The 24,517-nt window shown below is 65.8% G+C and carries 23 protein-coding genes; 3 read left to right on the forward strand and 20 right to left on the reverse strand.

Annotated elements, in window-relative coordinates:
• Positions 1 to 87: 87 nt before the first annotated feature.
• Positions 88 to 525 carry an OsmC family protein gene (locus MTX34_RS05205; RefSeq protein ID WP_032401489.1) on the reverse strand — a complete coding sequence of 146 codons (438 nt, stop codon included), beginning with the start codon at positions 523 to 525 and terminating at the stop codon, positions 88 to 90.
• 111 nt (positions 526 to 636) lie between these two features.
• On the opposite strand from MTX34_RS05205, the gene MTX34_RS05210 reads away from it, so the two are divergent.
• Together MTX34_RS05210 and MTX34_RS05215 are read left to right on the forward strand one after the other, a co-directional pair.
• The gene (locus tag MTX34_RS05210) at positions 637 to 1,815 is read left to right on the forward strand and encodes a lipase family protein (protein ID WP_243608674.1); all 1,179 of its coding nucleotides are present in this window, start codon (positions 637 to 639) and stop codon (positions 1,813 to 1,815) included.
• A gap of 65 nt (positions 1,816 to 1,880) precedes the next feature.
• Complete coding sequence (locus MTX34_RS05215) at positions 1,881 to 3,206, forward strand: serine hydrolase (RefSeq protein WP_243608675.1); 1,326 nt, start codon at positions 1,881 to 1,883, stop codon at positions 3,204 to 3,206.
• 191 nt (positions 3,207 to 3,397) lie between these two features.
• Here MTX34_RS05215 and MTX34_RS05220 read toward each other — a convergent pair whose 3' ends face one another.
• The 19 genes from MTX34_RS05220 to dacB all read right to left on the reverse strand — a co-directional run bounded on the left by MTX34_RS05220 (position 3,398) and on the right by dacB (position 23,866).
• Positions 3,398 to 5,938, reverse strand: a complete 2,541-nt coding sequence (locus MTX34_RS05220; protein WP_094640916.1) for an ATP-dependent Clp protease ATP-binding subunit — start codon at positions 5,936 to 5,938, stop codon at positions 3,398 to 3,400.
• Positions 5,939 to 6,212: 274 nt separating this feature from the next.
• Positions 6,213 to 7,736 carry a lysine--tRNA ligase gene (gene lysS, locus MTX34_RS05225; protein WP_243608676.1) on the reverse strand — a complete coding sequence of 508 codons (1,524 nt, stop codon included), beginning with the start codon at positions 7,734 to 7,736 and terminating at the stop codon, positions 6,213 to 6,215.
• 36 nt (positions 7,737 to 7,772) lie between these two features.
• On the reverse strand, positions 7,773 to 8,195 hold the full coding sequence (locus tag MTX34_RS05230; RefSeq protein WP_243608677.1) for a rhodanese-like domain-containing protein: 423 nt from the start codon (positions 8,193 to 8,195) through the stop codon (positions 7,773 to 7,775).
• Positions 8,192 to 8,761 carry a cysteine dioxygenase family protein gene (locus MTX34_RS05235; protein ID WP_243608678.1) on the reverse strand — a complete coding sequence of 190 codons (570 nt, stop codon included), beginning with the start codon at positions 8,759 to 8,761 and terminating at the stop codon, positions 8,192 to 8,194. The genes MTX34_RS05230 and MTX34_RS05235 overlap by 4 nt, the downstream gene beginning before the upstream one ends.
• 137 nt (positions 8,762 to 8,898) lie before the next feature.
• Positions 8,899 to 9,699 (reverse strand): type III pantothenate kinase, encoded by an 801-nt coding sequence (locus MTX34_RS05240; RefSeq protein WP_094613722.1) that lies wholly within the window; start codon positions 9,697 to 9,699, stop codon positions 8,899 to 8,901.
• A 4-nt stretch (positions 9,700 to 9,703) separates the two neighbouring features.
• Positions 9,704 to 10,135, reverse strand: coding sequence for an aspartate 1-decarboxylase (gene panD, locus MTX34_RS05245; RefSeq protein ID WP_032380718.1), 432 nt, complete (start codon positions 10,133 to 10,135; stop codon positions 9,704 to 9,706).
• Positions 10,120 to 11,082: a pantoate--beta-alanine ligase gene (panC, locus tag MTX34_RS05250; protein WP_243608679.1), complete on the reverse strand. Its 963-nt coding sequence runs from the start codon at positions 11,080 to 11,082 to the stop codon at positions 10,120 to 10,122. Before panC ends, panD begins: the two co-directional genes overlap by 16 nt.
• On the reverse strand, positions 11,079 to 11,993 hold the full coding sequence (locus tag MTX34_RS05255) for a Rossmann-like and DUF2520 domain-containing protein (protein ID WP_243594663.1): 915 nt from the start codon (positions 11,991 to 11,993) through the stop codon (positions 11,079 to 11,081). Before MTX34_RS05255 ends, panC begins: the two co-directional genes overlap by 4 nt.
• A 114-nt stretch (positions 11,994 to 12,107) precedes the next feature.
• Complete coding sequence (locus MTX34_RS05260; RefSeq protein WP_243608680.1) at positions 12,108 to 13,472, reverse strand: DUF6779 domain-containing protein; 1,365 nt, start codon at positions 13,470 to 13,472, stop codon at positions 12,108 to 12,110.
• 90 nt (positions 13,473 to 13,562) lie between these two features.
• A complete protein-coding gene (locus MTX34_RS05265; protein WP_243608681.1) occupies positions 13,563 to 14,033 on the reverse strand; it encodes a DUF3180 domain-containing protein in 471 nt (156 codons plus the stop codon).
• The gene (gene folK / locus MTX34_RS05270; protein WP_243608682.1) at positions 14,030 to 14,572 is read right to left on the reverse strand and encodes a 2-amino-4-hydroxy-6-hydroxymethyldihydropteridine diphosphokinase; all 543 of its coding nucleotides are present in this window, start codon (positions 14,570 to 14,572) and stop codon (positions 14,030 to 14,032) included. Before folK ends, MTX34_RS05265 begins: the two co-directional genes overlap by 4 nt.
• Entirely contained in the window at positions 14,569 to 14,973 is a 405-nt protein-coding gene (gene folB / locus MTX34_RS05275; protein WP_243608683.1) for a dihydroneopterin aldolase, read from the reverse strand. Before folB ends, folK begins: the two co-directional genes overlap by 4 nt.
• The gene (folP, locus tag MTX34_RS05280) at positions 14,970 to 15,779 is read right to left on the reverse strand and encodes a dihydropteroate synthase (RefSeq protein WP_243594668.1); all 810 of its coding nucleotides are present in this window, start codon (positions 15,777 to 15,779) and stop codon (positions 14,970 to 14,972) included. Before folP ends, folB begins: the two co-directional genes overlap by 4 nt.
• A 58-nt stretch (positions 15,780 to 15,837) precedes the next feature.
• Positions 15,838 to 16,425, reverse strand: a complete 588-nt coding sequence (gene folE, locus MTX34_RS05285) for a GTP cyclohydrolase I FolE (protein WP_243594704.1) — start codon at positions 16,423 to 16,425, stop codon at positions 15,838 to 15,840.
• 230 nt (positions 16,426 to 16,655) lie between these two features.
• Positions 16,656 to 19,523, reverse strand: a complete 2,868-nt coding sequence (gene ftsH, locus MTX34_RS05290; RefSeq protein WP_243608684.1) for an ATP-dependent zinc metalloprotease FtsH — start codon at positions 19,521 to 19,523, stop codon at positions 16,656 to 16,658.
• Between the two features lie 299 nt (positions 19,524 to 19,822).
• Positions 19,823 to 20,374, reverse strand: a complete 552-nt coding sequence (gene hpt / locus MTX34_RS05295) for a hypoxanthine phosphoribosyltransferase (protein ID WP_094641392.1) — start codon at positions 20,372 to 20,374, stop codon at positions 19,823 to 19,825.
• 11 nt (positions 20,375 to 20,385) lie between these two features.
• Positions 20,386 to 21,360: a tRNA lysidine(34) synthetase TilS gene (gene tilS / locus MTX34_RS05300; protein WP_243608685.1), complete on the reverse strand. Its 975-nt coding sequence runs from the start codon at positions 21,358 to 21,360 to the stop codon at positions 20,386 to 20,388.
• A gap of 23 nt (positions 21,361 to 21,383) precedes the next feature.
• The gene (locus MTX34_RS05305; protein WP_243608686.1) at positions 21,384 to 22,472 is read right to left on the reverse strand and encodes a zinc-dependent metalloprotease; all 1,089 of its coding nucleotides are present in this window, start codon (positions 22,470 to 22,472) and stop codon (positions 21,384 to 21,386) included.
• Positions 22,463 to 23,866, reverse strand: coding sequence for a D-alanyl-D-alanine carboxypeptidase/D-alanyl-D-alanine-endopeptidase (dacB, locus tag MTX34_RS05310; protein WP_243608687.1), 1,404 nt, complete (start codon positions 23,864 to 23,866; stop codon positions 22,463 to 22,465). Before dacB ends, MTX34_RS05305 begins: the two co-directional genes overlap by 10 nt.
• Positions 23,867 to 24,008: 142 nt before the next feature.
• Between dacB and MTX34_RS05315 the strand changes: the two genes are divergently transcribed.
• Positions 24,009 to 24,500 carry an inorganic diphosphatase gene (locus MTX34_RS05315; protein WP_068053642.1) on the forward strand — a complete coding sequence of 164 codons (492 nt, stop codon included), beginning with the start codon at positions 24,009 to 24,011 and terminating at the stop codon, positions 24,498 to 24,500.
• Positions 24,501 to 24,517: the final 17 nt, after the last annotated feature.

Consider the following 24,517-nt stretch of genomic DNA (forward strand, 5'->3'; position numbering starts at 1 on the left):
CACCGAATCATCCGAAGATGGGTCAAGTGATGAACTATTTCAAACCTGACGATTGTTCGCCAGTCTCACATCGGGCCCCGCGTCTGTTCAGCCCTCCAAAGACGCATCCAAGGTGATGTCGACGCCGGTCAACGCCTTGCTGACAGGGCAGGTTTCTTTTGCCGCCTGAGCGGCCTTCGCGAATCCGTCCGCGTCGAGACCGTCGACCTCGCCGCGAACGGTCAGCTTGATGCCCGTCAGCTTGAACCCCGGCTGGTCGGGACCGAGCGAAACGTCGGCCGTGACCTCCAGGCTCTGCGGGGTGCCGCCCGCCTCGGCGATCAGGGCCGACAGCTGCATCGCGTAGCAGCTCGAGTGAGCAGCTGCGATCAGTTCCTCGGGGCTGGTGGTGCCGTCGGCGTTCTCGGCGGCGCGCTTGGGAAACGACACGTCGAAAGTCGCTGCGCCGGAACTGGACAGCTCGACCTGGCCGGAACCCTGCTCGAGGGTGCCGTTCCAAGCTGTGCGTGAGGTACGAGTTGGCATCGAACGTCAATCCTTTCGTTGTCGACCCTGTGCAGGACCGATACTCAGGCTAACGTCGGCGGCACAGCCGGGCCATCGAGTGCGGGAATCTCGACACGAAGGATGCGACAGATGAAGGGCTCAGTAGGGGCAGTGGCGATCGCAACGGCGGTGATGCTGGCGGTGTCGACGCCGGTGGCGACCGCCGATTCACTGCGGGACTTCTACGACGCACCGGTCCCGACCATCGCCACAGCAGCTCCTGGCGAGGTGGTGAGGACGACGCCGATGAATTCGCCCAAAGGATTCGGACTGGGTTTCGACATCGAACGCATCCTCTATCGATCCACCGATACCCACGACGACCCCATGGTCGTCTCCGGCTACTCGATGACCCCCACCGCTCCATGGTCGGGACCCGGCCCCCGACCGGTGATCGCCTACGCACCCGGCACGTCCGGTATGGCCGACCGCTGCGCCGGATCCGCAGTTCTCGGCACCGTCGGGTCGTCGCCCGCCATCCTGCCGCTGCTGCTGGCCGGCTACCGCGTCGTCGCGACGGACTACCAGGGGCTGGGCACCCCCGGCGGACACACGTATCTGAACCGCATCGCCTCGGGCCGCGCTCTGCTCGACGCCGCCCGAGTGGCACACGCCGACACCGACACCCCGGTGGTGCTGTTCGGCTACTCCGAAGGCGGATTCGCCTCGGGAGCCGCTGCGGAGTTGGCCGCCACGTACGCGCCGGACCTCGATATCGTCGGGGCGTATGTCGGTGCACCGCCGGCAGATCCGACGCTCAACATCGACACCCTGGACAACACGACTCTCGGCAGCGCCGTGCTCTTTGCCGTCGACGGCATGATCAACGCCTACCCGGAACGAGCGGAGAGCATCCGCAGCCTCTTCGACGCCGACGGCAACGCCGCACTCGATGCCGCGCAGAACTGGTGCACCACCGACCCCGCGGCCACCGAGATCGTGCACACCAGCGAACTGACCGAGGACGGCCGGCCACTCATCGACCAGCTGAGCAGCCCGGCTTTCGCCGAGGTGACCGCAGCGAACACTGTCGGCCGCGTCGCCCCGGCCATGCCGGTGTACCTGTCGCAGGCAGTCGAGGACGACACCGTACCCATCGAGCAGAGTCGAACTCTGCTTCGGCGCTGGGAAGACCTGGGTGCCGACGTCACCTACCGCGAGTACGAGTTCCCGGCAATCCCCTACAAGGGCGCGAACCACCTCCCGGGAGCCCTGGCTGCGTATTCCGATGTCATGCCCTGGATCGCCGGGCTGATTCACACACCCTGATCTCAGGCGTGAAATCAGGGTGTTCACCGAGGCGTCGACCTCGATGAGGTTGGTTCACTGCATCCATGCGCATCGTGCACGCCCTCCTCACCGTGGCGGCAGTCCTGACCGCGGGCTCCCCCATCCCACCGGACCCCGGCCCGGCGTCGGACATCGGGGTTGTGGCCGACGAGCTGGGGCTACCGGGGGTGGCGTTCCGGGTCGTCTCCGAACGGGAGGTCATCGAGAACGTCGACTACGGAGTCGACGGCGACGGCGCACCGATCGACGACGCGACGCCGTTCGTGTGGGGGTCGGTGTCGAAGTCGGTGACGGCGGCGACGGTGTACTCGCTCGCCGAACGTCAGGTCCTGGACATCGAAGCAACTGTGAACACCGTTCTACCGGAGGGTGATTCGATCCTTTCGGGCGACGTCACGATCGACGACCTGATCCACCACACCAGCGAGCTCCCCCACGACGTCACCGAACTGGACGTGTGGGGGCGTACGGAGCGAGCGCTCGATGTCGTACCCACCCTGGACGTCACCACCGCCGACCGCGGCACCTTTCGCTACTCGAGCCTGAATTATCTACTGCTGCAGGCGATCGTGGAGAAGGTGACCGTAGAGCGATTCGCCGACGTCGTGGCCCGTGAGACCGGAGTGCACACCGTCGGCGCGGTCGCACCCGGCCACGTACCGTTCTTCACCTTCCCCCGCAGTATCGATACCGGAATCGACTCCGCTGGAATGGGTTACGGCTATCTGAGTGGTTCCATCGACGAACTCGCACGCTATGCATCCAGGCAACTGACTGCTCCGGCGTCGAACAGTCCCGAGACGGTGCCCACGGGCTCGGGCACAGCGTACGGGCGCGGGTGGTACGTCGAAACGCTGCCCGACGGTACCGAGATGCGATGGCATTCGGGCGCGGTCCCGGGCTATTTCACCCACGTCGCGCTCGTCCCGGAGCGCCATCTGGCAGTGGTGCTCGCGACCAACAGATACGGAGAACTCGAGGCCGACAAGCTCGCCTCGGCAGCCCGCTCGCTCGTTCTGGCCCGACTCGGTGTCGACGAGCCTCGTGCCGCAGGCTTCGGGCTCTACGAGATCGCTGTGATCGCGTTGAGCACACTCGCGGTGTTGCTGGCACTGTGCGCGGGCCGAATCCTGTTTCGCATCAAGACTCCCCCGAGCCGATGGACAACTGTGCACATCCTGATGGCAGCCATCGCCGGAGGAGTGCTGTACTTCGGAATGCCGATGCTCACTGGGGCACCGATCTCGACCCTGGCCCGCTGGGCTCCCGATGTGACTCTGCTGTTCTGGATCCTGCTGGCCGAACTTGCCGTCATCGCCGTTGCCCTCGTCCCTCGGGTCCTGCGTCAATGGACCACTGCACACGTCTGACCGGTACAAGGGTTCATTCACGCCCGACCTCTGCGCGCGTGAATGGACCGTTGCATACGTCTGAAGAGTGCAGTGGTCCATTGACGCGAACGGACGGGCGGGTGGGCGGACGGGAGGCGAACGGCGTGGGCGGACATACGACAACGGGCGACCCTCCGAAGAGGATCGCCCGTTGTGTGGAGCTGTGAAACTTACTCGCTGTCGCTGTCTCCGGTGGCCTTGGCCAGATCGACCGGAACCTCGTCGGGGACGATGATGGCCTTCTTCTCGCCGCGGAACGTGAACTTCGCGTCCTCGCCTGCGCCTTCGCCGTCCCAGTTCTCGACGTCGACCAGGATGATCTGGCCGGCTTCGATCTCGCCGAAGAGAATCTTCTCCGACAGGGCGTCCTCGATCTCGCGCTGAATGGTGCGACGCAGTGGCCGTGCACCCAGTACGGGGTCGAATCCACGCTTGGCCAGCAACGACTTGGCCTTCTCGGTGACCTCGATCGCCATGTCCTTGTTCTTGAGCGCACCTTCGACTCGGTTGAGCATGAGATCGACCATCTGGATGATCTCGTCTCGGGTGAGCTGGTGGAACACGACGATGTCGTCGATGCGGTTCAGGAACTCGGGGCGGAAATGCTTCTTCAGCTCGTCGTTGACCTTGAGCTTCATCCGCTCGTAGTTCGAGCCGGTGCCTTCACCCGAGGAGAAGCCGAGACCGACGGCCTTCGAGATGTCTGCGGTACCGAGGTTCGAGGTGAAGATCAGCACGGTGTTCTTGAAGTCGACCGTGCGTCCCTGTCCGTCGGTCAGACGACCGTCTTCCAGGACCTGGAGCAGCGTGTTGTAGATCTCCGAGTGGGCCTTCTCGATCTCGTCGAACAGCACGACGGAGAACGGCTTGCGGCGGACCTTCTCGGTGAGCTGGCCACCCTCTTCGTAGCCGACGTATCCGGGAGGAGCACCGAACAGGCGCGACGCGGTGAAGCGGTCGTGGAACTCGCCCATGTCGATCTGGATCAGTGCGTCGTCCTCGCCGAACAGGAAGTTCGCGAGAGCCTTCGACAGCTCGGTCTTACCGACACCGGACGGGCCGGCGAAGATGAACGAGCCCGACGGACGCTTCGGGTCCTTCAGACCGGCACGGGTACGACGGATCGCCTTGGAGACTGCCTTGACTGCCTCGACCTGGCCGATGATCCGCTTGTGCAGCTCGTCTTCCATGCGGAGCAGACGCGTGGTCTCTTCCTCGGTGAGCTTGAAGACGGGGATGCCAGTCCAGTTGCCCAGAACCTCGGCGATCTGCTCGTCGTCCACCTCGGCGATGACGTCGAGGTCACCGGAGCGCCACTGCTTCTCCCGCTCGGCGCGCTGACCGACGAGGGTCTTCTCCTTGTCGCGCAGGTTCGCAGCCTTCTCGAAGTCCTGTGCGTCGATGGCCGATTCCTTCTCCCGGCGCGCGTCGGCGATCTTGTCGTCGAACTCACGCAGGTCTGGCGGCGCGGTCATCCGGCGGATGCGCATCCGCGCGCCCGCCTCGTCGATGAGGTCGATTGCCTTGTCGGGCAAGAACCGATCGTTGATGTACCGGTCGGCCAGGGTGGCTGCCGCGACGAGTGCACCGTCGGTGATCGAGACGCGGTGGTGAGCCTCGTAGCGATCGCGCAGACCCTTGAGGATCTCGATGGTGTGCTCGACGGTCGGCTCGCCGACCTGGACGGGCTGGAAACGACGCTCGAGTGCGGCGTCCTTCTCGATGTACTTGCGGTACTCGTCGAGGGTGGTGGCACCGATGGTCTGCAGTTCGCCACGAGCCAGCTTCGGCTTGAGGATCGACGCTGCGTCGATGGCACCTTCGGCGGCACCTGCGCCGACGAGCGTGTGCAGCTCGTCGATGAACAGGATGATGTCGCCGCGGGTGTTGATCTCCTTGAGCACCTTCTTCAGGCGCTCCTCGAAGTCACCGCGGTAACGGCTGCCGGCCACGAGCGAGCCGAGGTCGAGGGTGTAGAGCTGCTTGTCCTTGAGCGTCTCGGGGACCTCGCCGTTGACGATGGCTTGAGCCAGGCCTTCGACGACTGCGGTCTTACCGACACCGGGCTCACCGATGAGGACGGGGTTGTTCTTGGTACGACGCGACAGCACCTGCATCACGCGCTCGATTTCCTTCGCGCGACCGATGACCGGGTCGAGCTTTCCTTCGAGCGCGGCCTGGGTCAGGTTGCGTCCGAACTGGTCGAGAACCAGTGACGTCGACGGGGTGCCCGCCTCGCCGCGGCCGCTGCCGCTCTCGGACGGCTCCTTGCCCTGGTAGCCCGACAGCAGCTGGATGACCTGCTGGCGCACGCGGTTGAGGTCGGCTCCGAGCTTGACCAGGACCTGAGCTGCGACGCCTTCGCCTTCGCGGATCAGTCCCAGCAGAATGTGCTCCGTGCCGATGTAGTTGTGGCCGAGCTGCAGTGCTTCACGCAGGCTGAGCTCGAGTACTTTCTTGGCGCGCGGGGTGAACGGGATATGACCGGACGGAGCCTGCTGGCCCTGGCCGATGATCTCCTCGACCTGGCTGCGTACTCCTTCGAGGGAGATGCCCAGCGACTCGAGAGACTTCGCTGCGACGCCTTCGCCCTCGTGGATGAGGCCGAGCAGAATGTGCTCCGTGCCGATGTAGTTGTGGTTGAGCATCCGGGCTTCTTCTTGAGCCAGGACGACAACACGCCTCGCGCGATCGGTGAACCTCTCGAACATCGCTCTCCCTCACTTCTTGGTGGGTGGTAGCTCGCCCACCAGTTCTTCTAGCGCCGCAGTGTCCATACGCTGAGGTCGCTTGTGCATTTGAAGGTAAGACTGATTCTCACTGTAGTTGGCCGACGTGACGAACGCCGACCCTCCACCCCTGAAATGCTGCGCAACCGCCCGCGGATCCGGACTGCTGTGCCTGCTTACTGTTCATAACGCAGGCACTATGCAAAACGTTTCCCATTCACTGTCCGCTGCTGGCGAACAACTCTTTACCGTCGAATCAGGCCTGAGACGGCTTGACGATGGGAAACAGGATCGTTTCGCGGATCCCCAACCCGGTCAGCGCCATCAACAGACGGTCGATGCCCATGCCGGTTCCGGTGGTCGGCGGCATGCCCTGTTCCATCGCGGCGAGGAAGTCCTCGTCGAGCACCATGGCCTCGTCGTCGCCCGCGGCGGCTTGGCGCGCCTGGTCCTCGAAACGCTCACGCTGGATGATCGGATCGACCAACTCGGAGTAGCCGGTGGCCAGCTCGAACCCACGGACGTACAGGTCCCACTTCTCGGTGACGCCTGGCTTGCTGCGGTGCTGACGCGTCAGCGGGGACGTCTCGACCGGGAAGTCGCGGACGAACGTCGGTTCGGTCAACGCGTCGCCCACCTGGTGTTCCCACAGCTCCTCGACGAGCTTGCCGTGGCCGTAGATCGGGACGCCGTCCTTGCGTGGCACCTCGACGCCCACCTTGTCGGCGATGGCGAGCAACTCGTCGACGGTCGTGTCGGGGGTGACGTCGAATCCCAGCGACTCCGACAGCGACGGGTACATCTCGAGCGTCGTCCACTCGCCGCCGAGATCGTAGGTCGTGCCGTCGGGCAGTGTGACGACCGTGGATCCGAGCGCTGCCATGGCCACTTCCTGGACCAGCTCACGCGTCATCTTCGCCGAATCGTCGTACGTGCCGTAGGCCTCGTACGTCTCGAGCATCGCGAACTCCGGCGAGTGCGAGGAGTCGGCACCCTCGTTGCGGAAATTGCGGTTGATCTCGAACACCTTCTCGATACCGCCGACGACGCAGCGCTTGAGGAACAGCTCCGGCGCGATACGCAGGAACAAGTCGGTGTCCATGGCATTGGAGTGCGTGACGAACGGCCGGGCTGCCGCGCCGCCGTGCAGCGTCTGCAGCATCGGGGTCTCGACTTCGAGGAACCCGCGACGCTCGAGTGCATTGCGTAGTTCTCGGACGACGGCGATGCGCTTGCGGGCAGTCTCACGCGAGGCCGGGTTGGTGATCAGATCCAGGTAGCGCTGCCGGATCCGCGTCTCTTCGTTCAGTTCCTTGTGCGCGACGGGCAACGGCCGCAACGACTTCGATGCGATCTGCCACGCGTCGGCCATGACGCTGAGCTCGCCGCGTCGGGAGCTGATGACCTCACCGTGCACGAACACGAAGTCACCGAGGTCGACATCGGACTTCCACTCCGCGAGAGCGTCCTCGCCGACGCCTGCCAAGCTGATCATGGCTTGGAGTTGGGTGCCGTCACCCTCCTGCAGCGTGGCGAAGCACAGCTTCCCGGTGTTGCGAACGAAGATGACACGACCGACGACTCCGACCGTCAGGCCGGTGGTCGTATCGGGTTCGAGCTCGGGGAACTCGGTACGAATCTCGAGCAGGGAATGGGTGCGCGGAACCGACACCGGATACGCCTCGACCCCGCGCTCGAGCAACGCGGCGCGCTTGGCACGACGAATCCGTAGCTGCTCCGGTGTGTCGTCGGCCGACTGGGTAGAAGCTGTATCACTCACGCGCACACACTTTACAGCGCAACGCGGTGAGGACGATCAGTGCGCTGCGACGGCCTCTGCCTCGCGAACGCAGTGCTTGGCCTGCGTCAACACCCCGAGCAGCCCAGCCGACTTCAGCGCCTGATAGCCGCCGACCAGGTCGGTGGACCTGTGCAGACCCAGCAGCTTGAGCGACGCGGCCGCGAGCGAGGACGTGTAGCCCTCGGAGCAGATCACGATCCACTCGACGTCGTGGTCGACGGCGATCGCCAGGCGCGCATCACTCGTCGGGTCCAGACGCCATTCGAGGACGTTGCGTTCGATGGCCAGCGCGCCCGGCAGCGTTCCCTCCACGGCGCGCTGCGCCTGAGGGCGGATGTCGACGACGACGGCTCCGCGGTCGACGGCGTCGCGCAGTTCGAAGACGGTCGTGCGATCGATGGTCTCGCGTGCGGATTCGAGCATTTCGACGATGGTCATGCGGTGGCCTTTTCGGGTTCGTCGGTGAGCTCGCTACGGGTGCGACGCAGCGTGGACCGTTCGGTCACGTCGTAGTAGGACATCGCCGTGAGCGGTGGCGAGTAGGCGTGCACGCTGAGGGTGGGGCCGGTCGTGTTCGACGCCGGATCGTGCATCACGTCGTGCACCCACCCGAGCGGGAACGACGCCTGATCACCGGCGTCGAGACGACGCTGCTTCAGTCCTGTTCCAGCCCAACGATATTCGAGCAGCGAGCCACTGAGCACGGTCAGCGCACCGAGAGATCCCGCGTGATCGTGTAGTTCGGTGGAACGATCGGGGACCCAGCTGATCAACCAGACGTCGAGATCGTCGTCGGAATGCAGGCGGGCGGCCCAGCGCTCGTCGGTCGGCCAGCGACCGCCACCCGGAAGCAGGTGATCGAAGCGACCCTCGAGGACGTCGGATGCGCCCTGGTCGGTGATCCGCAGCAGGTCGGGAGGACGCAGCCGAGTCGGCAATGTCGAGACCGACCGCGAGGACAATGTGGGTCGGGAGGGTGCAGAAAATACAGGTGTGGAAAGCATGAAGCTCTACTCCAGGGGTGTGTTACGAACGAGGCAGGGTTCAGCCTCGACAACACTCCTGAGTGGCCATGCACGTCATCACGCCGACGATTCTGACACACGAACGCCCGAGGCGCTACCCCGCTTCACCGAAACACTCAGCGTGGCCGCCGCTTTGCCATGTTGCGTTCGTAGACCAGACGCAGCCCCTCAAGCGTCAGGTCGGGTTCGTGGTGCTCGATGGTCGTCGACTCGGGCAGGATCAGCGCCGCGATGTCACCGGTCCCGATGATCGCGACGTCCGCGCCGGTCACCTCGGGAACCTCTCGTCGAATTCGCCCGACCAGACCGTCCACCAGACCCGCGAACCCGAAGATGGTGCCCGACTGGATGCACTCGACGGTGTTCTTGCCCAGAACCGAGCGAGGCCGGATCATCTCCACCTCGCGCAGCGTGGCAGTGCGCGTCGACATGGCCGACGCAGACATCTCGAGACCTGGAGCGATGGCACCGCCGAGAAATTCCCCCTTGGCCGAGACCACGTCGACACAGGTGGTCGTTCCGAAATCCACCACGATGCACGCTGTGCCGTACAGGTCATGTGCAGCAAGGGTATTGACGATGCGGTCGGCACCGACCTCTTTGGGGTTGTCGACCAGCAACGGCACTCCGGTCCGCACACCGGGTTCGACCATCACGTGCACCACGTGATCCCAGTAGCGCGCAAGCATGGTCCGCATCTCCCGCAGTACCGACGGCACGGTCGACAGCGCAGTCACCCCGGTGATCCGTTCGGCGTCCTCACCCAGCAGACCGCGCAACATGAGGGCCAGCTCGTCGGCCGTCACATGGGGGTCTGTTCGAATTCTCCAGTCCCGGAGCAGCTTCGAGTGGTCACCGGTGCCGGTGAACAGCCCGACCACGGTGCTGGTGTTGCGCACATCGATCGCGAGGAGCATCGAATCAGACCAGCACGGAATCGGCCCGCAGATCGCGCGGCGTGATCAGACCGGAGCCCGCAGGCGCATGAGCCGGATCGCTGCCGAGTTCGACGGGCCGGTTCTTCTCGTCGACGAACACCACTCGCGGCGCGTAGTCGGCAACCTCCTGCTCGTTCATCACCCCGTAAGCGATCAGGATGACCAGGTCGCCCGGGTTCACCAGATGCGCTGCAGCACCATTGATTCCGATGACACCACTGCCGCGTTCGCCGGTGATCACGTAGGTTTCGAGCCGCGCTCCGTTGTCGATGTCGACGATGGTGACCTGCTCGCCCTCGAGCAGGTCGGCGGCCTCCATCAGATCCTGATCGACGGTCACCGAGCCGACGTAATGCAGGTCTGCGTGCGTGACGGTGGCGCGATGGATCTTGGACTTCATCATCGTTCGAAACATGTTGTGCCCTCAGCTCTTCGGATCGTCGGGGTAATTTCTTCTGGTCGTTCCGCAGGCTCCACTCCTGCCTCGAGGAAACCGGTGCCGACGGCGACACCGACGTTGTCGATCAATCTCGTGGTGCCCACCTTGGCGGCCACGAGAAGTCTGCCGTCTCCGCGTTCGGGAGCCGGGCCGAGGTGCGGGTCGCGTACCTCGAGGTAGTCGACCTGCACCAGCGGTGCCTCGTCGAGCACGGCGCGCGCGGTTGCCAGAATGGCGTCGACGCCCCCGGCAGCTGCGTGCGCCCCGGCAACGAGGGCAGCCGACAACGCCATCGCAGCGTCGCGCTGCTCGGCATCGAGATACCTGTTGCGTGAGGACAGGGCCAGACCGTCCTGCTCGCGGACCGTCGGAACCCCGATGACAGCGACATCGAAGTTCAGGTCTCGCACCATCTGACGAATCAGCGTCAGTTGCTGGTAGTCCTTCTCCCCGAAGTACGCCCGATGCGGCGCGGCGATCTGCAGCAGCTTGGCCACGACGGTGAGCATCCCTGCAAAATGAGTTGGCCTGCTTGCACCTTCGAGTTCTGCGCCGATCGGTCCGGGATGGACCGTGGTGCGCGGGCCCGACGGGTACATATCCGACGCGGACGGTGCGAAGACCAGCTCGACTCCCTCCTCACGCAGCAGCGCGACATCGGCGTCGAGGGTCCGAGGATAGGCGTCGAGGTCCTCCCCCACGCCGAACTGCAGCGGATTGACGAAGATCGACACGATCACCACGGCACCGGTGAGCTTGGCCTGGCGCACCAGCTGCAGGTGCCCGGCGTGCAGTGCGCCCATGGTCGGCACCAGAGCGACCTGCTTGCCGACGCCTCGCAGTGCCTTCGACACCGACGTGATCACCGCGGGATCGTGGTGAACCGTCAACTGCCCCTTGGTATAGCTGCCCGCGAGGGTCATCGATTCCCTTCCAGAAGTTCGATCAGGTCTGCCTTGGCCCCGATGCGCTGCGCCGATCGCAACGACAGCGCCCGGTACCCGGCGGCGATCCGCGAATCCACGGACTCGAGCACGTCGAGATGCTTGCCGACGGCAGCGGTGTCACCGCGCGCCACCGGTCCGGTGAGGGCAGACTGCCCGTTGCGCAGCGCATTGTCCAACGCCGCTTCGAGCAGTGGAGCCAGAACACGCTCGGGCACACCACGTTCGGAGTCCGAACCGGGAAAACCCGGACCGGCCAATGCAACTCGGAGTGCTTCGACCGCGTCGACCACCAAAGTGACGAGGTGATTGCTGCCGTGCGCGAGAGCGGCGTGGTAGAGCGCTCGATTGTTCTCGGGCACGTGCACCGGCTCGCCGCCGATCTCGAGCACGAGAGCCTGCGCCACCGCGTAACCGATTTCGTCACCCGCGGTGATGCCGAAGCACGCCGCCGTCATCCGGTCGGTGTCCTCCACTCCGCCGCTGAACGTCATCGCCGGGTGTATCGCCAACGGCACGGCACCGAGAGCGGCCAAGGGCTCGAGCACCGAAATCCCGTTTGCGCCGGAGGTGTGCAGCACCAGCTTTCCCGGCGCCACCGCCCCGGTGGACGCGAGCCCCGCGACGATCGACGCCAGCTCACTGTCCGGTACGGCCAGAATCAGCAGCTCCGCGCGACGAGCAACCTCGTCGACGGGCAGAACCTGAGACTCGGGCAGTCGATCACGTACTCGTGCGACGGATGCGTCCGATACGGCGGCGGCACCGACAACGACATGCCCGACGCGTTCGAGCGCCTCACCGAATGCGGTCCCCACTCGTCCGGCCGAGACGACACCCACGGTCAATCGAGCCGGAGACAGACCACCAGTGAACCCTGATGAGGTCACCGAAAACTTCCTCTCGTTCGTTCCAGTCCCGCTCGGCGGGTACCAGACGTCCTGCAGGGAACACTAGCGACCACGACCCCACGTGTGCCATGGGGTACCGGTGTGATGTGGTTCTCAGTCTGCGCGGCGGCGGCGACGGCGAGTACCCGGATCGGTCATCGATGCATCGGGGCCGTCTCCGCCCTGCAGACCGGCCATGATCTCGGCAACGCTGCGACCGTTCGAGTGTGCGCCCGGCGCATCCTCGTCGCCGGCCGACTCCGCGCGCCTACGACTGCGTCGAGGCGAGACGGACGTGTCCTCGGCCGGTGTCTCGTGGTCCCCGGTGCCCCCGAAGAACGCGTCGGCCGAATCTCGTAACGAGGAGCGGGACTCCGAGTAGGTGTCTTCGTCTCGGTCCGAGTCGGTGTCGTCCCCGGGCTCGGACCCGTGATCCGCGGCGGGCTCGGTTGTGTACTGCTCGGGCGAGGCCTCGGCCGGCTCGGCGTAGGACTCGGCCGAGTACGAACCGACCGAATCGGCCGCCACTCGCTCGGTCTCGGGGGTTTCGGCCGAGACCTGCGGGGCGTACTCCGCAGCCGGTTCCGAGTCGGCAACCGGCCGACGCGCCTGCTCGAAGTTGTAGGCGGTGAAGGGCGAGCTGGGCGGAGTCACGCGTGCGGCCGGTCGCGGGGCACCGTAGGGGCGCGCCTGCGCTGCGGGCCGCTCGTACGAATCGACGCCCTCGTCGGACGCGGCCGAGTCGTAGCTCGACGGCTCGTACGAACTCTCGGCGTACGGATCCTGATCCGACTCGGCAGCCGTCGGAGCCCCGGCGGTTGTCGTGGCCTCCGGCATCTCGTCCGGATCCTCCGGGTACACCACCGAGGTCTCGGCCGTGACCGGCTCGTCGTAGGGAGTTCCGACGCCGTTCAGACCATTTCCCGTAGCCATCGCCCCGTTGCCGTTCCCGCCACCGCGGACGTACAGGCCGGACGGCGCAGGTTGATAGCTGTCGTATCCGCGACCGCCGAGTTCCTGCATCCTCATCGCCTCGGCGCGCAGGGCGACACGTTCGGTCGGCAGATTGCCGTCGAAGAGCACCTGCAGATTCTGACGAAGGGCAGCGAGTTCGTTGCGCAGCGCCGCGACCTCGTCGATCTCGAGCTGCGATTCCCCGCGAACCCGAGCTTCGACGCTCATCTCGTATTCGCGCCGCGCCGAGATCTCGCGCGCCAATTGCAGCTCGTAGACCGTCTGCAGGTCCTTGGCCTTGGTCTGATCGGCGGCCGCCTCGCGTCGATACTTGGTCATCGCAAACGCACCGATCACCGCAGCCCACAGCGCCGAGAGAACACCGACCCTCATCCACTGCACGCTCTCGGTGAAGAGCAACAGCACGCTGGCGATGATGCCGAACACGACGAGCGCCGCGAGGAACAGCTGGCTCGCACTACGCCTCTTACGGCGTCCCTTCTTTGCGCGAGTCTGATCTGTCATGTTCACAAGGGTAACCGGCAAATCGTTCGCAAATAGTCATCCTCGACCGATCACTTACACAACCGAGGTAACAATCAAATGTTTCCAGCGTTACCGAGAACGCTCGTCGTCACGGTCTTTCGGGGTGCGGCAGCACTGTTCGAGCCACACCGCGGCAGCGACGACGGCCAGCCCCGCCACCAGCGCGACGATGACGCCGGCGCGATCCGAAGACGCTGCCCGAACCGTCGCCGCACGGGGCATCACGTACACCAGAAACCCGACGCACACCCCGACGACAGCGGTTCCCACCAGCACCGATGCCTTCGCCAGCACCAGTGCCCTGAACACCGTCAACGGGTGCAGATCGTGCAGACCACCGCCGACCCGATGCTCGGCGATTCGATTACGAACGATCACCGCAGTGACCACTTCCACCACGGCCACCAGATACAACGACGCCCCGGCGTACACCGGAATCGGCGGGAACGAGCCGTAGAAGACCCGAACCAGTAGCCAGGTGCCGATCGAAGCAACCAGGAAAAGACCCAGAACATCCCAGACCTTCGTGGGATTGGTCACCACAACCGATCACCGACACCCTCTTGCTTTTCTGGTCGTTCCTGCAGGCTCCACTCCTGCTGAACAACTCCCGCACGCTCCTCCGGACTCAGGCGCGCCAGCAACTCGCTCACCGGTACGTCGTCGTCACCGACGCGCAGGGTGGCGTCGGGTTCGACGTCGAGCCACGGCCGCAGAACGAATGCTCGCTCGTGCGCGCGCGGATGCGGAAGGATCAGCCGTGGATCGTCACTGATCAGGTTCTCGCACACCACCACGTCGACGTCGAGGCTTCGCGGACCCCACCGCTGCACCCGAACGCGGTCGGCTGCCTCTTCGAGTCGCTGACCGAAGCGCAACCAATCCCAGGCGTCGAACGCGTCGTCCTCGGCCACCACCACGGCGTTCAGGAAGTCCTGCTGCTCGACGCCGCCCCAGGGAGCGGACCGATAGACGGGCGAGCAGGCCACCGTTCGAGAACCCAATTCGGCTGTGACAGAGCGTAAGTGACCCAGCGAATCACCGACATTGCTGCCGATGGACAGCACGGCACGGGTCACGATCGCTCCCGGTAGGCCACCACAGCGACGTCGGCGAACGTGAGCGGGATGGGTGCCGACGGCTTGTGCAGCACCACTTCCACCGCCTCGACCCGGGAGTCGTATGCCAGTACGACCTCGGCGATCTCGGCCGAGACCGTTTCGATCAGGTCCCTGGACGGGCCCGAGATCACTGCCGCGGCCCGCTCGGCCAGTTCGCCGTAGTGCAGGGTGCGGGTGAGATCGTCGGTTTCGGCTGCGGGTTGCAGATCCATCCAGACGGTGATGTCGACGACGAAGTCCTGGCCGTCTCGCTTCTCGAACTCGAAAACGCCGTGATTACCGCGCACCGTCAGGCCCCGCAGTTCGATGCGGTCGCCACGGCGTGTTCCGGCACCGGCGCGGCTGCTGATCTCGCTCATGCCCGGTCACCCTGCCATGCCCGTACGACGGCAACCGCATCGAGTGATGCCTGGGCGTCGTGTACCCGCACACCCCACGCGCCCCCGGCGACGGCGAGCGCCGAGACCACCGCGGTGGCGATCTCGCGCCCGTCCGGTGGCCGCGGAGAACCGTCGTGGTCGGCCAACAGAGTTCCGAGGAAGCGTTTACGGGAGGCACCGACGAGCACCGGGAATCCGGCCGACACCAGATCGGGAAGGCCGCGCAGCAGTTGCCAGTTGTGTTCGGCATTCTTGGCGAATCCGAGGCCGGGGTCGAGCACGAGCATCGCCGTGTCCACTCCCGCAGCCACTGCGTGATCCACCTGTTCGAGCAGTTCGCTCCGGACGTCGGCAACCACGTCGTCGTACGCATCGGCCGGCCCGGCATGGCGGTACTCGGAGCCTGCGGCCCGCCAATGCATCAGTATCCAGGGCAGGCCACCGTCCGCGACCACGCCTGCCATGGCCGTATCGGCCCGACCGCCCGAGACATCGTTGACGATCGCGACACCGGCCTCGATCGCGGCCTCGGCGACCGAGGCGCGCATCGTATCGACGCTGGTGACCACCCCTTCGGCGGCCAGTGCGGCGATGACCGGCACGACGCGTTGTACTTCGAGGACAGGATCGATCCGATCTGCCCCCGGACGCGTCGACTCACCACCGACATCGACGATGTCGACTCCGCGACGACGCATCGCCAGTCCGTGCTCGACGGCGGCGTCGACGTCGAGGTACCGACCACCGTCGGAGAACGAGTCGGCAGTGACGTTGAGAACGCCCATGACGACAGGGGCAGAGGGGATACTTCGCGCTCGGCTCATCGGCAATCGACCGGTTGCGTCATTTCCGCAGAATCAGGTCCAGAGCTTCCGAACGCGATGCCGCGCTGGACTGCAACAGACCCCGCACCGCCGAGGTGGTGGTGCTGGCACCCGGCTTGCGAATCCCGCGCATGGCCATGCACAGGTGCTCGGCCTCGATCACGACGATCGCACCGCGTGGGTCGAGTTTGCGCATCAACGCGTCGGCGATCTGGCTGGTCAAGCGCTCCTGAACCTGGGGGCGTTTGGCATACATGTCCACCACGCGCGCCAGTTTCGACAGGCCGGTCACCTTGCCGCTCTTCCCCGGGATGTAGCCGACGTGTGCAACTCCGTGGAACGAGACCAGGTGATGCTCGCACGTGGAGTACATGGGGATGTCGCGGACGAGAACCAACTCCTGGTGCCCCTCGTCGAACGTCGTGTTCAGCGCCGTGTCCGGGTCGGTGTAGAGCCCGGCGAAGATCTCGCGGTACGAGCGCGCGACGCGAGCCGGGGTGTCCAACAGACCGGGACGGTCGGGATCCTCACCGACGGCGATCAACAGCTCACGAACGGCAGCCTCGGCGCGCGGTTGGTCGAACACAGCGCCGGTGGCGTAGGCCACGGTCTGCTCGACGGTTGCCGGGGCGACTGCTGGGACTTCTGCCGAGTCGCTTGACGACTCGTCGGTCCGGTTGACTGACACGTGAACGTACCTCCGGTTGGGTTCCGCGAATGTGACAGCTGGGTCGACCAGCACCTGTTCTAGGACAACAGTTACGCCGACCTGCAGCACGGTTCGAACGGCGTACTGGGCCGACCGAGTAGGTCGACCCAGCAAGCCTAATGATCTGCCTAGCGGTAGGAACCGCCCGGCCCTTCCCAGCGTTGCGTCCGCGGACCCTCGTCGCCGTCGTCCTCGGCTCGCTCGTCTGTCCGCGAGTCCTCGGGCGGGGTGCTCTCGGGGCGATCGTCCCCGGGGAGCGGATAGCTCTGCGACGGGGTCGGTACCTCCCAGGTAGGAGCCGACGACTGTTCCGGTGCTGCCTCGTCCTGGTTCTGGCCGTACGGGGGCTCGTGCCGAGAGGTTCGGCCCTGATCCCGGGTGTCCGGCCGGAACGGATCCGGCTGATACTGCGGCGGCTGATACGCCTGCGATTGATTCGGCGGCCCACCAGCAGGCGGCTGATACTGCGGCGGCTGCTGATACGTCGGATGCTGGCGGTACGTCGGCGGCTGGACCTGAGACGGGTCGTAGCGATTCGGGTCCGGTCGATCCGCGTCGGGCTGCTCGCGAGTCGGCTGATTCCGATCCGGCGGTGTGGACGGTCCCTGGTAACGGGGAACCGACGGCTGGTCGCGCGGCGGCCAACCCGGAGCCGACCATCCGGCCGGGGCACCGTAATCGGGACGCGAGCCCTGGCCGGGGCCGCTGGGGCGAGGGTCCTGTCGGCGATAGCCCTCGGAGTAGCCGCCTCCGTTGGGAGCGCCTCCGTTGGCTGGGCCGCCGTAACCGCCGTTGTAACCGCCACCGTTGTAGCCGCCGTTGTAGTCACCGGTTGCCGGTGCACTGCGTCGACCACTGCCGGTATTCGGCGCATTGACGTCCCCGGTGCCGGGCGAGCCGTCTACCGGCCCACCGTTGTTCGGGGCACCGTTGGTGGGGCTGCCGTTGTATCCGTTGCTGCCGTTCGGGTAACCACCCTTGCTCAGCTGCGGCGAACCGGCGTAGCTGGGCTGCGGAACCTGTTGCGGCGGAAGCTGTTTCGGGGCCGGCGGCACCGGAGGCCACGGCTCGCCGCGCTCGGCAGCGAGTTCACGAGGAGTCTTGACCGGCGGCTTGTCCGAGGGCTTGCGGTCACCGAAATCGTTGAACAAGGTGATGCGCGGGCGCTTGGTGACGCTGTGGAAGATCTTCTCGAGGTCCTTGCGGGTGAGCGTCTCGCGTTCGAGCAGCTCCGAGGCCAGGGTGTCGAGCAGGTCGCGGTACTCGTTGAGGATGGCCCACGCCTCGGTGTGTGCAGCTTCGATGAGCTTGCGCACCTCCTCGTCGATCTCGCGGGCGACCTCGTGCGAGAAGTCGGACTGCTGGCCCATCGAACGGCCGAGGAACGGGTCGCCCTGTTCCTGTCCGTATCGGACGGCTCCGAGCTTGCTGCTCATGCCGTACTCGGTGACCATCGCGCGCGCGACCTTGGTGGCCTGGTCGATGTCCGAGGACGCACCGGTGGTCGGCTCGTGGAAGACGAGCTCCTCGGCCGCGCGACCACCCATGGCCATGACGAGCCGAGCGATCATCTCGGACCGCGTCATCAGACCCTTGTCGTCCTCCGGAACGGTCATGGCATGTCCGCCGGTGCGACCGCGAGCAAGGATGGTGACCTTGTAGACGGGCTCGATGTCCGGCATCGCCCACGCCGCGAGAGTGTGACCACCCTCGTGGTACGCGGTGATCTTGCGCTCGTGCTCGCTGATGATGCGGCTCTTGCGGCGCGGGCCACCGACCACGCGGTCCACCGACTCCTCCAGGGATGCCTCGGTGATGACGGTGCCGTTCTCGCGAGCCGTGAGCAAAGCCGCCTCGTTGATGACGTTGGCCAGGTCTGCACCGGACATCCCGACGGTTCGCTTGGCGAGACCTTCGAGGTCGGCGTCCTGGGCGACCGGCTTGCCGGCCGAGTGCACCTTGAGGATGGCGCGACGGCCGGCCAGGTCGGGGGCACCGACGGGGATCTGCCGGTCGAAGCGACCCGGACGCAGTAGGGCGGGGTCGAGGATGTCGGGTCGGTTGGTGGCGGCGATGAGGATGACGCCGGTGCGTTCGCCGAAGCCGTCCATCTCGACGAGCAGCTGGTTGAGAGTCTGCTCACGCTCGTCGTGACCGCCGCCCATGCCTGCGCCGCGCTGACGGCCGACGGCGTCGATCTCGTCGACGAAAATGATGCACGGGCTGTTCTGCTTGGCCTGCTCGAAGAGGTCACGCACGCGGGACGCACCGACGCCGACGAACATCTCGACGAAGTCCGAGCCCGAGATGGTGAAGAACGGCACTCCGGCCTCGCCCGCGACGGCGCGCGCGAGCAGCGTCTTGCCGGTTCCGGGAGGACCGTAGAGCAGCACGCCGCGCGGAATCTTGGCACCGAGCGCCTGGTAGCGAGACGGATTCTGCAGGAAGTCCTTGATCTCGTACAGCTCTTCGACGGCCTCGTCGGCACCCGCGACGTCGGCGAAGGTGGTCTTGGGCATGTCCTTCGTCAACTGCTTGGCCTTGGACTTGCCGAAGCCCATGACCCCACCGCGTCCACCGCCCTGCATGCGGCTCATCACGAAGATGATCACGCCGAGGATCAGCACCATCGGCAGGATCAGCAGCAGGAACGAGCTGAACCAGCTCTCCTGGGTGACCGTGGTGTTGTAGCTGTCGAGGCCCTGCGAGTCGACCTTGTCGAAGATCTGCTCGGACGCCGAGTCCGGGTACTTCGAGATGATCTGAGTTTCGTTGCCCGAGGCCTCGTTGGCCTCTTTGAGCGTGAGCCGGATCTGTTGTTCGCGGTCGTCGATCTGCGCGGATGCCACGTTCCGGTCGTCGAGCTGGGCGATCGCCACCGAAGTGTCGACCGTCTTCCAGTCCCGCGTGTCGTTACCGAAGTAACTGAAGGCATAGATCACCAACAGAATGCCGAAAACGATGGCCAGATTTCGTATTACTGTCTTCCGATTCATACAGCTTCAGCCGAGTCGGCCGTGTCCTTTCAGTCCGCTCCCGCGCGCTGGCTGCTCCCTGCCCGCCGGATGCTCCAGGCTACCGCGAGACCAGGACATAGGACTCGCTCTTACCTGGCGCTGTGCGTCCACGCACCTGTCGGCGTCGACGCTTCTTCCCCTCCAACGACCGCACTCCCCCAGCAGTTCCCCGTATATCGCCGCACACTATCCCCATCGATGGACCATTGCACGCGTCTCGGCGCGGCAATGGTCCATTCACGCGAAGCGGGTGAAGCAGGTGAACCGAACTTCCCAGCTCAGCTGTAGACCTTGGGGTCCAGCAGACCGATGTAGGGAAGATCCCGGTAGCGCTCGTTGTAGTCGAGGCCGTAGCCGACGACGAATTCGTTGGGGATGTCGAAGCCCACGTTGGCGACCTCAACGTCGACCTTGATGGCGTCGGGCTTGCGCAGCAACGTCACCACCGACAACGAGGCAGGTGACCGAGTCGCGAGGTTGCGCTTGAGCCAGCTCAGCGTCAGACCGGAGTCGATGATGTCCTCGACGATCAGCACGTGGCGTCCGGTGATGTCGCGGTCGAGGTCCTTGAGGATCCGGACCACGCCCGAGGACGAGGTGGACGAACCGTACGAGCTGACCGCCATGAACTCGAGCTGCGCCGGGATGGGCAGTGCCCGGGCGAAGTCGGTCATGAACATGATCGCGCCCTTGAGGACGCCGACCAGGAGCAGGTCACCTTCCGGTGCCCCTTCGGGGTAGCGCTGGGCGATCTCTTCTGCGAGTTCCGCAGTGCGCGCTTTGATCTGTTCCTCGGAAATGAGAACCGATTCGATGTCGCCCTCGTACACGGGGTTTCCCTTCATTCGTTCTCCAGGCCGACGCTCAGCCTGCCATGCCGACGCGAGCACACCAACCTGGCGTCGGGCGTTCCGCCTGGCAGCGCGACTCCGCCCTGACCCGTCCACCGTCCGACGAGGGCATCGACGGCTCGGAGCTGCCGGTCGGTCAGCGACGTCACACCCCGGCCGAGCAACCATCGGCGCAGCACTCGCCGTCGAATCGCGGAGTCGAGCGAGTCGATCGCGGACACCTCCAGTTCCGGTGCACCTACCCCGACGACGGATTCGGCCATCGCGTCGAGCACCCGGCCGTCCTCGCGCAGCTGTTCGGCCGTCCTGGCCAGTGCAGCGGCGACGCCACCGCCGAGCACATCCTCCAACAGGGGCAGCACCTCGTAACGCAACCGCACGCGAGTGAAATCGGTGTCGGTGTTGTGCGGGTCCTCGAACGGCTCGATCCCCAGCTCGACGCAGGCAGCCCTGGTCACACTGCGCCTCACTCCGAGCAGCGGTCGACCCCACGGTGCATCGAATGCCGCCATGCCCGCTATCGATCGCGGTCCCGATCCGCGGCCCAACCCGAGCAGGACGGTCTCGGCCTGATCGTCGAGGGTGTGCGCCACCAGCACCGACGCGTCGCCGCGGGCCAGGTTCAGCGCGTCGTACCTCGCCCGGCGAGCGGCTGCTTCCATCCCACCCGAACCGGTGACGTGCACGTTCAGCACCTGCGCATCACCCACGCCGAGATCGCGGGCCCGCTCGGCGGCAGTTGCGGCGACCTCGGCCGAGCCGGCCTGCAGACCGTGATCGACGATCAACGCCTGCACGTCCCGAGCCTCGGCCACGGTCGCGGCCGTCAAGGCCAACGAATCCGCTCCACCGGACAGCGCAACAGCCACCGGCCCGGGATGGGCAGCGAGCCACCCACGCACCGCCTGCCTGATCTCCAGCAGCGCCGGGCCTTCCGGCAGTCTTGGTCGTTCCGCAGGCTCCACTCCTTCGGGCAACAGTCTCGGCACTAGCCCAGAACTCGCGCGATCCAGGCGTCCGGGTCCTCGATTTCCGACAGCAGTGGCAGCGTGTCGGGGCCGGTCCACACGGTGTTGAAGCGTTCCATTCCCACTGCGGCGACGACGTGGTCGACGAAGGCCTTCCCGCGCACGTACTGCGCCATCTTCGCGTCCATCCCGAGCAGCGCTCGGATCACACGCTGGAGCGGGTTGACCTTGCGCTGACGGCGCTGATCGAACGCGCCGCGAATCTGCGCCACGGTCGGCACGACGGCCGGTCCGACGGCGTCCATCACGTGGTCGGCGTGGCCCTCGAGCAACGTGCCCAGCACCAGCAGCCGGTCGATGGCGTCGCGCTGCGGCTGCGGCTGGGTGGCGCGCAGCAGTCCGACGATGCCCGCGTCCTCGGACTTGGACGACCCGCTCGGATTCTTGCGGGCCTTGAGCGCGCCGCTGAGGCGGTTCGCAACATCGGAGAGTGGCTCGTCCGTGCCGTCGGAGAGCACGCCCACGTTCTCGCGCATGTAGCCGCCGAGCCACGGCGCGGAGGAGAACTGCACTCGGTGCGTCACCTCGTGCAGGCACACCCACAGCCGAAAGTCACTCGGCGAGACACGAAGCGCCCGCTCGACGGCAATCACGTTGGGCGCGACCAGAAGCAGCGTGCCGTTCTCGCCGGTGAACGGGTCGTACTGTCCGAGAATGGCACTGGACAGAAATGCCAGCATCGCCCCTGCCTGCAGTCCGGCCGGTTTCCCGCCGAGCAGACCCGACGGCGGCGTGCCGTCGTCGTCTCCGGTCAGGTGCTTCATCGACGACGCGGCCGCGGCGATCCAGCCTGCCCGATCGACCACGTGGGCGTCGGGCACGGGGAGTCCGTCGGCCAGACCGGTGGTCTCGCGAACCGGCCCCTCGGCCCGAATCGATGCGGCGGCAAGCTCTTCCACGGCCGCCTCGGCGGTGTAGCGCGAGGTGGCCGGACCCGGGCGGACCAGCTTGGCTCCGGTTCTGGCGGCCACGGACCAGTCGACCGCACCGGCGAAACCGGAGGTGTCCTCGTTCTCGTCGGCACTCGCCGCTGCTGACTTCACTGGCATCCACACAATCTCAGGGTCGATGCCACGGCATCGAGGGCGGGGCGACTGACGCCGGGCGGTCGGTCGTTCGACATCAGCGCGAAGGTCAGGACTCGGCCGTCGATGTCGACGACATATCCGGCCAGAGCACTTGCTGCAGAGAGGGTTCCGGTTTTCGCCCGCACCCAGCCCGCTCCGGTCCGGTTCCCGGAGGCGTACCGATCCGACAGCGTTCCGGTGGCACCGGCAACGGGTAGATAGTCGAGCATCGCGCGCAGCGTCGGCTGCTCGTTTCCGGCCGCGGACGTCAGGACCTGATCGAGCAGTCTGGCCGGAATCCTGCCGTCCACCGACAGTCCGCTGGCGTCGTACAGCGTCAGGCCCGCCATGTCGAAGCCAGCGGAGTACAGGGTCTGCCCGATCGACGCCACGGCACCGGAAAAGCTCGCGGCCGTGTTCATCTCGAGCGAGAGTTCGCGTCCGATGGCCTCGGCGAGGACGTTGTCGGAGCGATAGACCATCTGCTGCAAGCGATTTCGCAGGGGTGCAGATTCGACGGAGGCAAGCTGATCGGCCCCTTCGGCCGCCGTGCCCGGCGTCACCGCTGCCGGGTCGACGCCCAGTCCTGCGGCCAGTGCACGGCCTGCGTCGAGTGCCGGGGTGGTGCTGCGCGGAGACTCGTCGACGAGTGGGTCGGACCTCCCGCCGTCGAGCATGATCGGTTCGATCGGGGTGATGGAACCGGCAGCGATATCGGCGGGAAACCAGCCCTGCGCCATCGTGTCACCGGAATAGAGCGAGGTGTCGACGCCGATGCTGCGCACCACCGTTCCGCTGCGGCGAATCTGCTCGACCAGGTCGTCGATGCGCGCCGCTCCTGGGTAGAACCCGTCGGTTCCGACCGGCAGCGCAGTGAGTGTGGGGTCGCCGCCCGCGATCAGCACGATGTCGCCCTCGGTGTTGCCCTGGACCACCCGGGTGGTGACGCGGTGATCCGCCGGGAGCGCGAGCATTGCCGCGGCCGCGGTGAGCAGCTTGGTGGTCGATGCGGGCGTCATCGGCGCATCGGGATTCTTGGACCAGATCACCTGGCCGGTCTGCGCGTCGGCGACGGTTCCGGTGAACGAGCCGAGGTCGGGATCGTCGACCACCTGGGCCAATGCGGCTGCCAGACCCGCCGAGCTCGGCATCGGTGCCGATTCCGGAAAGGGGGTGATCGACGGGTCGGGCAGCACCGTCTCGGGCGGGGGCTCGATCGCGGTCTCGGCACCGTCGGACACCGACGGCAGCACGAGCGCGGCCGTCGTGACTGCGAGGATCACCACGAACAGAGCGCACAGTGTCAGGATCACCCGCTTCTTCCTGCGCCGTCGGCTCGCTGTGGGGCCGAGGAACCGCCGTGTCAGCCCCGCCACTGTTACTCCGTATCTGCCGTGGTCGTACCCATCGTCGTTCAGTCAACAGTATCCTCGGGTCCGGTAGCCTTGCGCCGCCACCATCGACACATTCGCAATGAGTCGAGCCGGTCCGGCTCGACGAGGACAGTGAGGACTGCACGTGCCGTTCGACGTCACCATCGAGATCCCCAAGGGGCAGCGCAACAAGTACGAGGTCGACCACGTCACCGGACGTGTTCGCCTCGACCGCTACCTCTACACAGCGATGGCGTATCCCGCCGATTACGGCTTCATCGAGAACACCCTCGGTGAGGACGGCGATCCGCTCGACGCACTGGTTCTGCTGCCCGAGTCGGTGTTCCCCGGCGTCATCGTCGAGGCTCGACCCGTGGCGATGTTCAAGATGGTCGACGAGGCAGGCGGCGACGACAAGGTGCTGTGCGTTCCGGCGGGCGACACGCGCTGGGATCACATCCAGGATCTGAGCGACGTCTCGACCTTCGAGCTCGACGCGATCAAGCATTTCTTCGTTCATTACAAGGATCTCGAACCCAACAAGCACGTCACCGGGGCAGACTGGGTGGGGCGCGCAGAGGCAGAGGCCGAAATCGCTGCATCATTCAAGCGCTTGGCGGACAATCCGGGTCACTGATCGTTTCGGCATCACAC

Origin of the sequence: Rhodococcus sp. ARC_M5 (assembly GCF_022810405.1) — a bacterium.
GTDB classification, from domain to species: Bacteria; Actinomycetota; Actinomycetes; order Mycobacteriales; family Mycobacteriaceae; genus Rhodococcoides; species Rhodococcoides navarretei.

What these genes read in the sequence shown, in the direction of transcription:
- MTX34_RS05210 (WP_243608674.1), top strand. Translation starts at nt 637, where the DNA reads ATGAAGGGCTCAGTAGGGGCAGTGGCGATCGCAACGGCGGTGATGCTG.
- MTX34_RS05235 (WP_243608678.1), bottom strand. Translation starts at nt 8,761, where the DNA reads ATGCTTTCCACACCTGTATTTTCTGCACCCTCCCGACCCACATTGTCC.
- MTX34_RS05215 (WP_243608675.1), top strand. Translation starts at nt 1,881, where the DNA reads ATGCGCATCGTGCACGCCCTCCTCACCGTGGCGGCAGTCCTGACCGCG.
- folB (WP_243608683.1), bottom strand. Translation starts at nt 14,973, where the DNA reads ATGAGCGAGATCAGCAGCCGCGCCGGTGCCGGAACACGCCGTGGCGAC.
- MTX34_RS05230 (WP_243608677.1), bottom strand. Translation starts at nt 8,195, where the DNA reads ATGACCATCGTCGAAATGCTCGAATCCGCACGCGAGACCATCGATCGC.
- folP (WP_243594668.1), bottom strand. Translation starts at nt 15,779, where the DNA reads ATGGGCGTTCTCAACGTCACTGCCGACTCGTTCTCCGACGGTGGTCGG.
- MTX34_RS05240 (WP_094613722.1), bottom strand. Translation starts at nt 9,699, where the DNA reads ATGCTCCTCGCGATCGATGTGCGCAACACCAGCACCGTGGTCGGGCTG.
- MTX34_RS05305 (WP_243608686.1), bottom strand. Translation starts at nt 22,472, where the DNA reads ATGCCAGTGAAGTCAGCAGCGGCGAGTGCCGACGAGAACGAGGACACC.
- panD (WP_032380718.1), bottom strand. Translation starts at nt 10,135, where the DNA reads ATGTTTCGAACGATGATGAAGTCCAAGATCCATCGCGCCACCGTCACG.
- MTX34_RS05205 (WP_032401489.1), bottom strand. Translation starts at nt 525, where the DNA reads ATGCCAACTCGTACCTCACGCACAGCTTGGAACGGCACCCTCGAGCAG.
- ftsH (WP_243608684.1), bottom strand. Translation starts at nt 19,523, where the DNA reads ATGAATCGGAAGACAGTAATACGAAATCTGGCCATCGTTTTCGGCATT.
- MTX34_RS05220 (WP_094640916.1), bottom strand. Translation starts at nt 5,938, where the DNA reads ATGTTCGAGAGGTTCACCGATCGCGCGAGGCGTGTTGTCGTCCTGGCT.
- MTX34_RS05260 (WP_243608680.1), bottom strand. Translation starts at nt 13,472, where the DNA reads ATGACAGATCAGACTCGCGCAAAGAAGGGACGCCGTAAGAGGCGTAGT.
- panC (WP_243608679.1), bottom strand. Translation starts at nt 11,082, where the DNA reads ATGACCCTCGCGGGCAGCTATACCAAGGGGCAGTTGACGGTTCACCAC.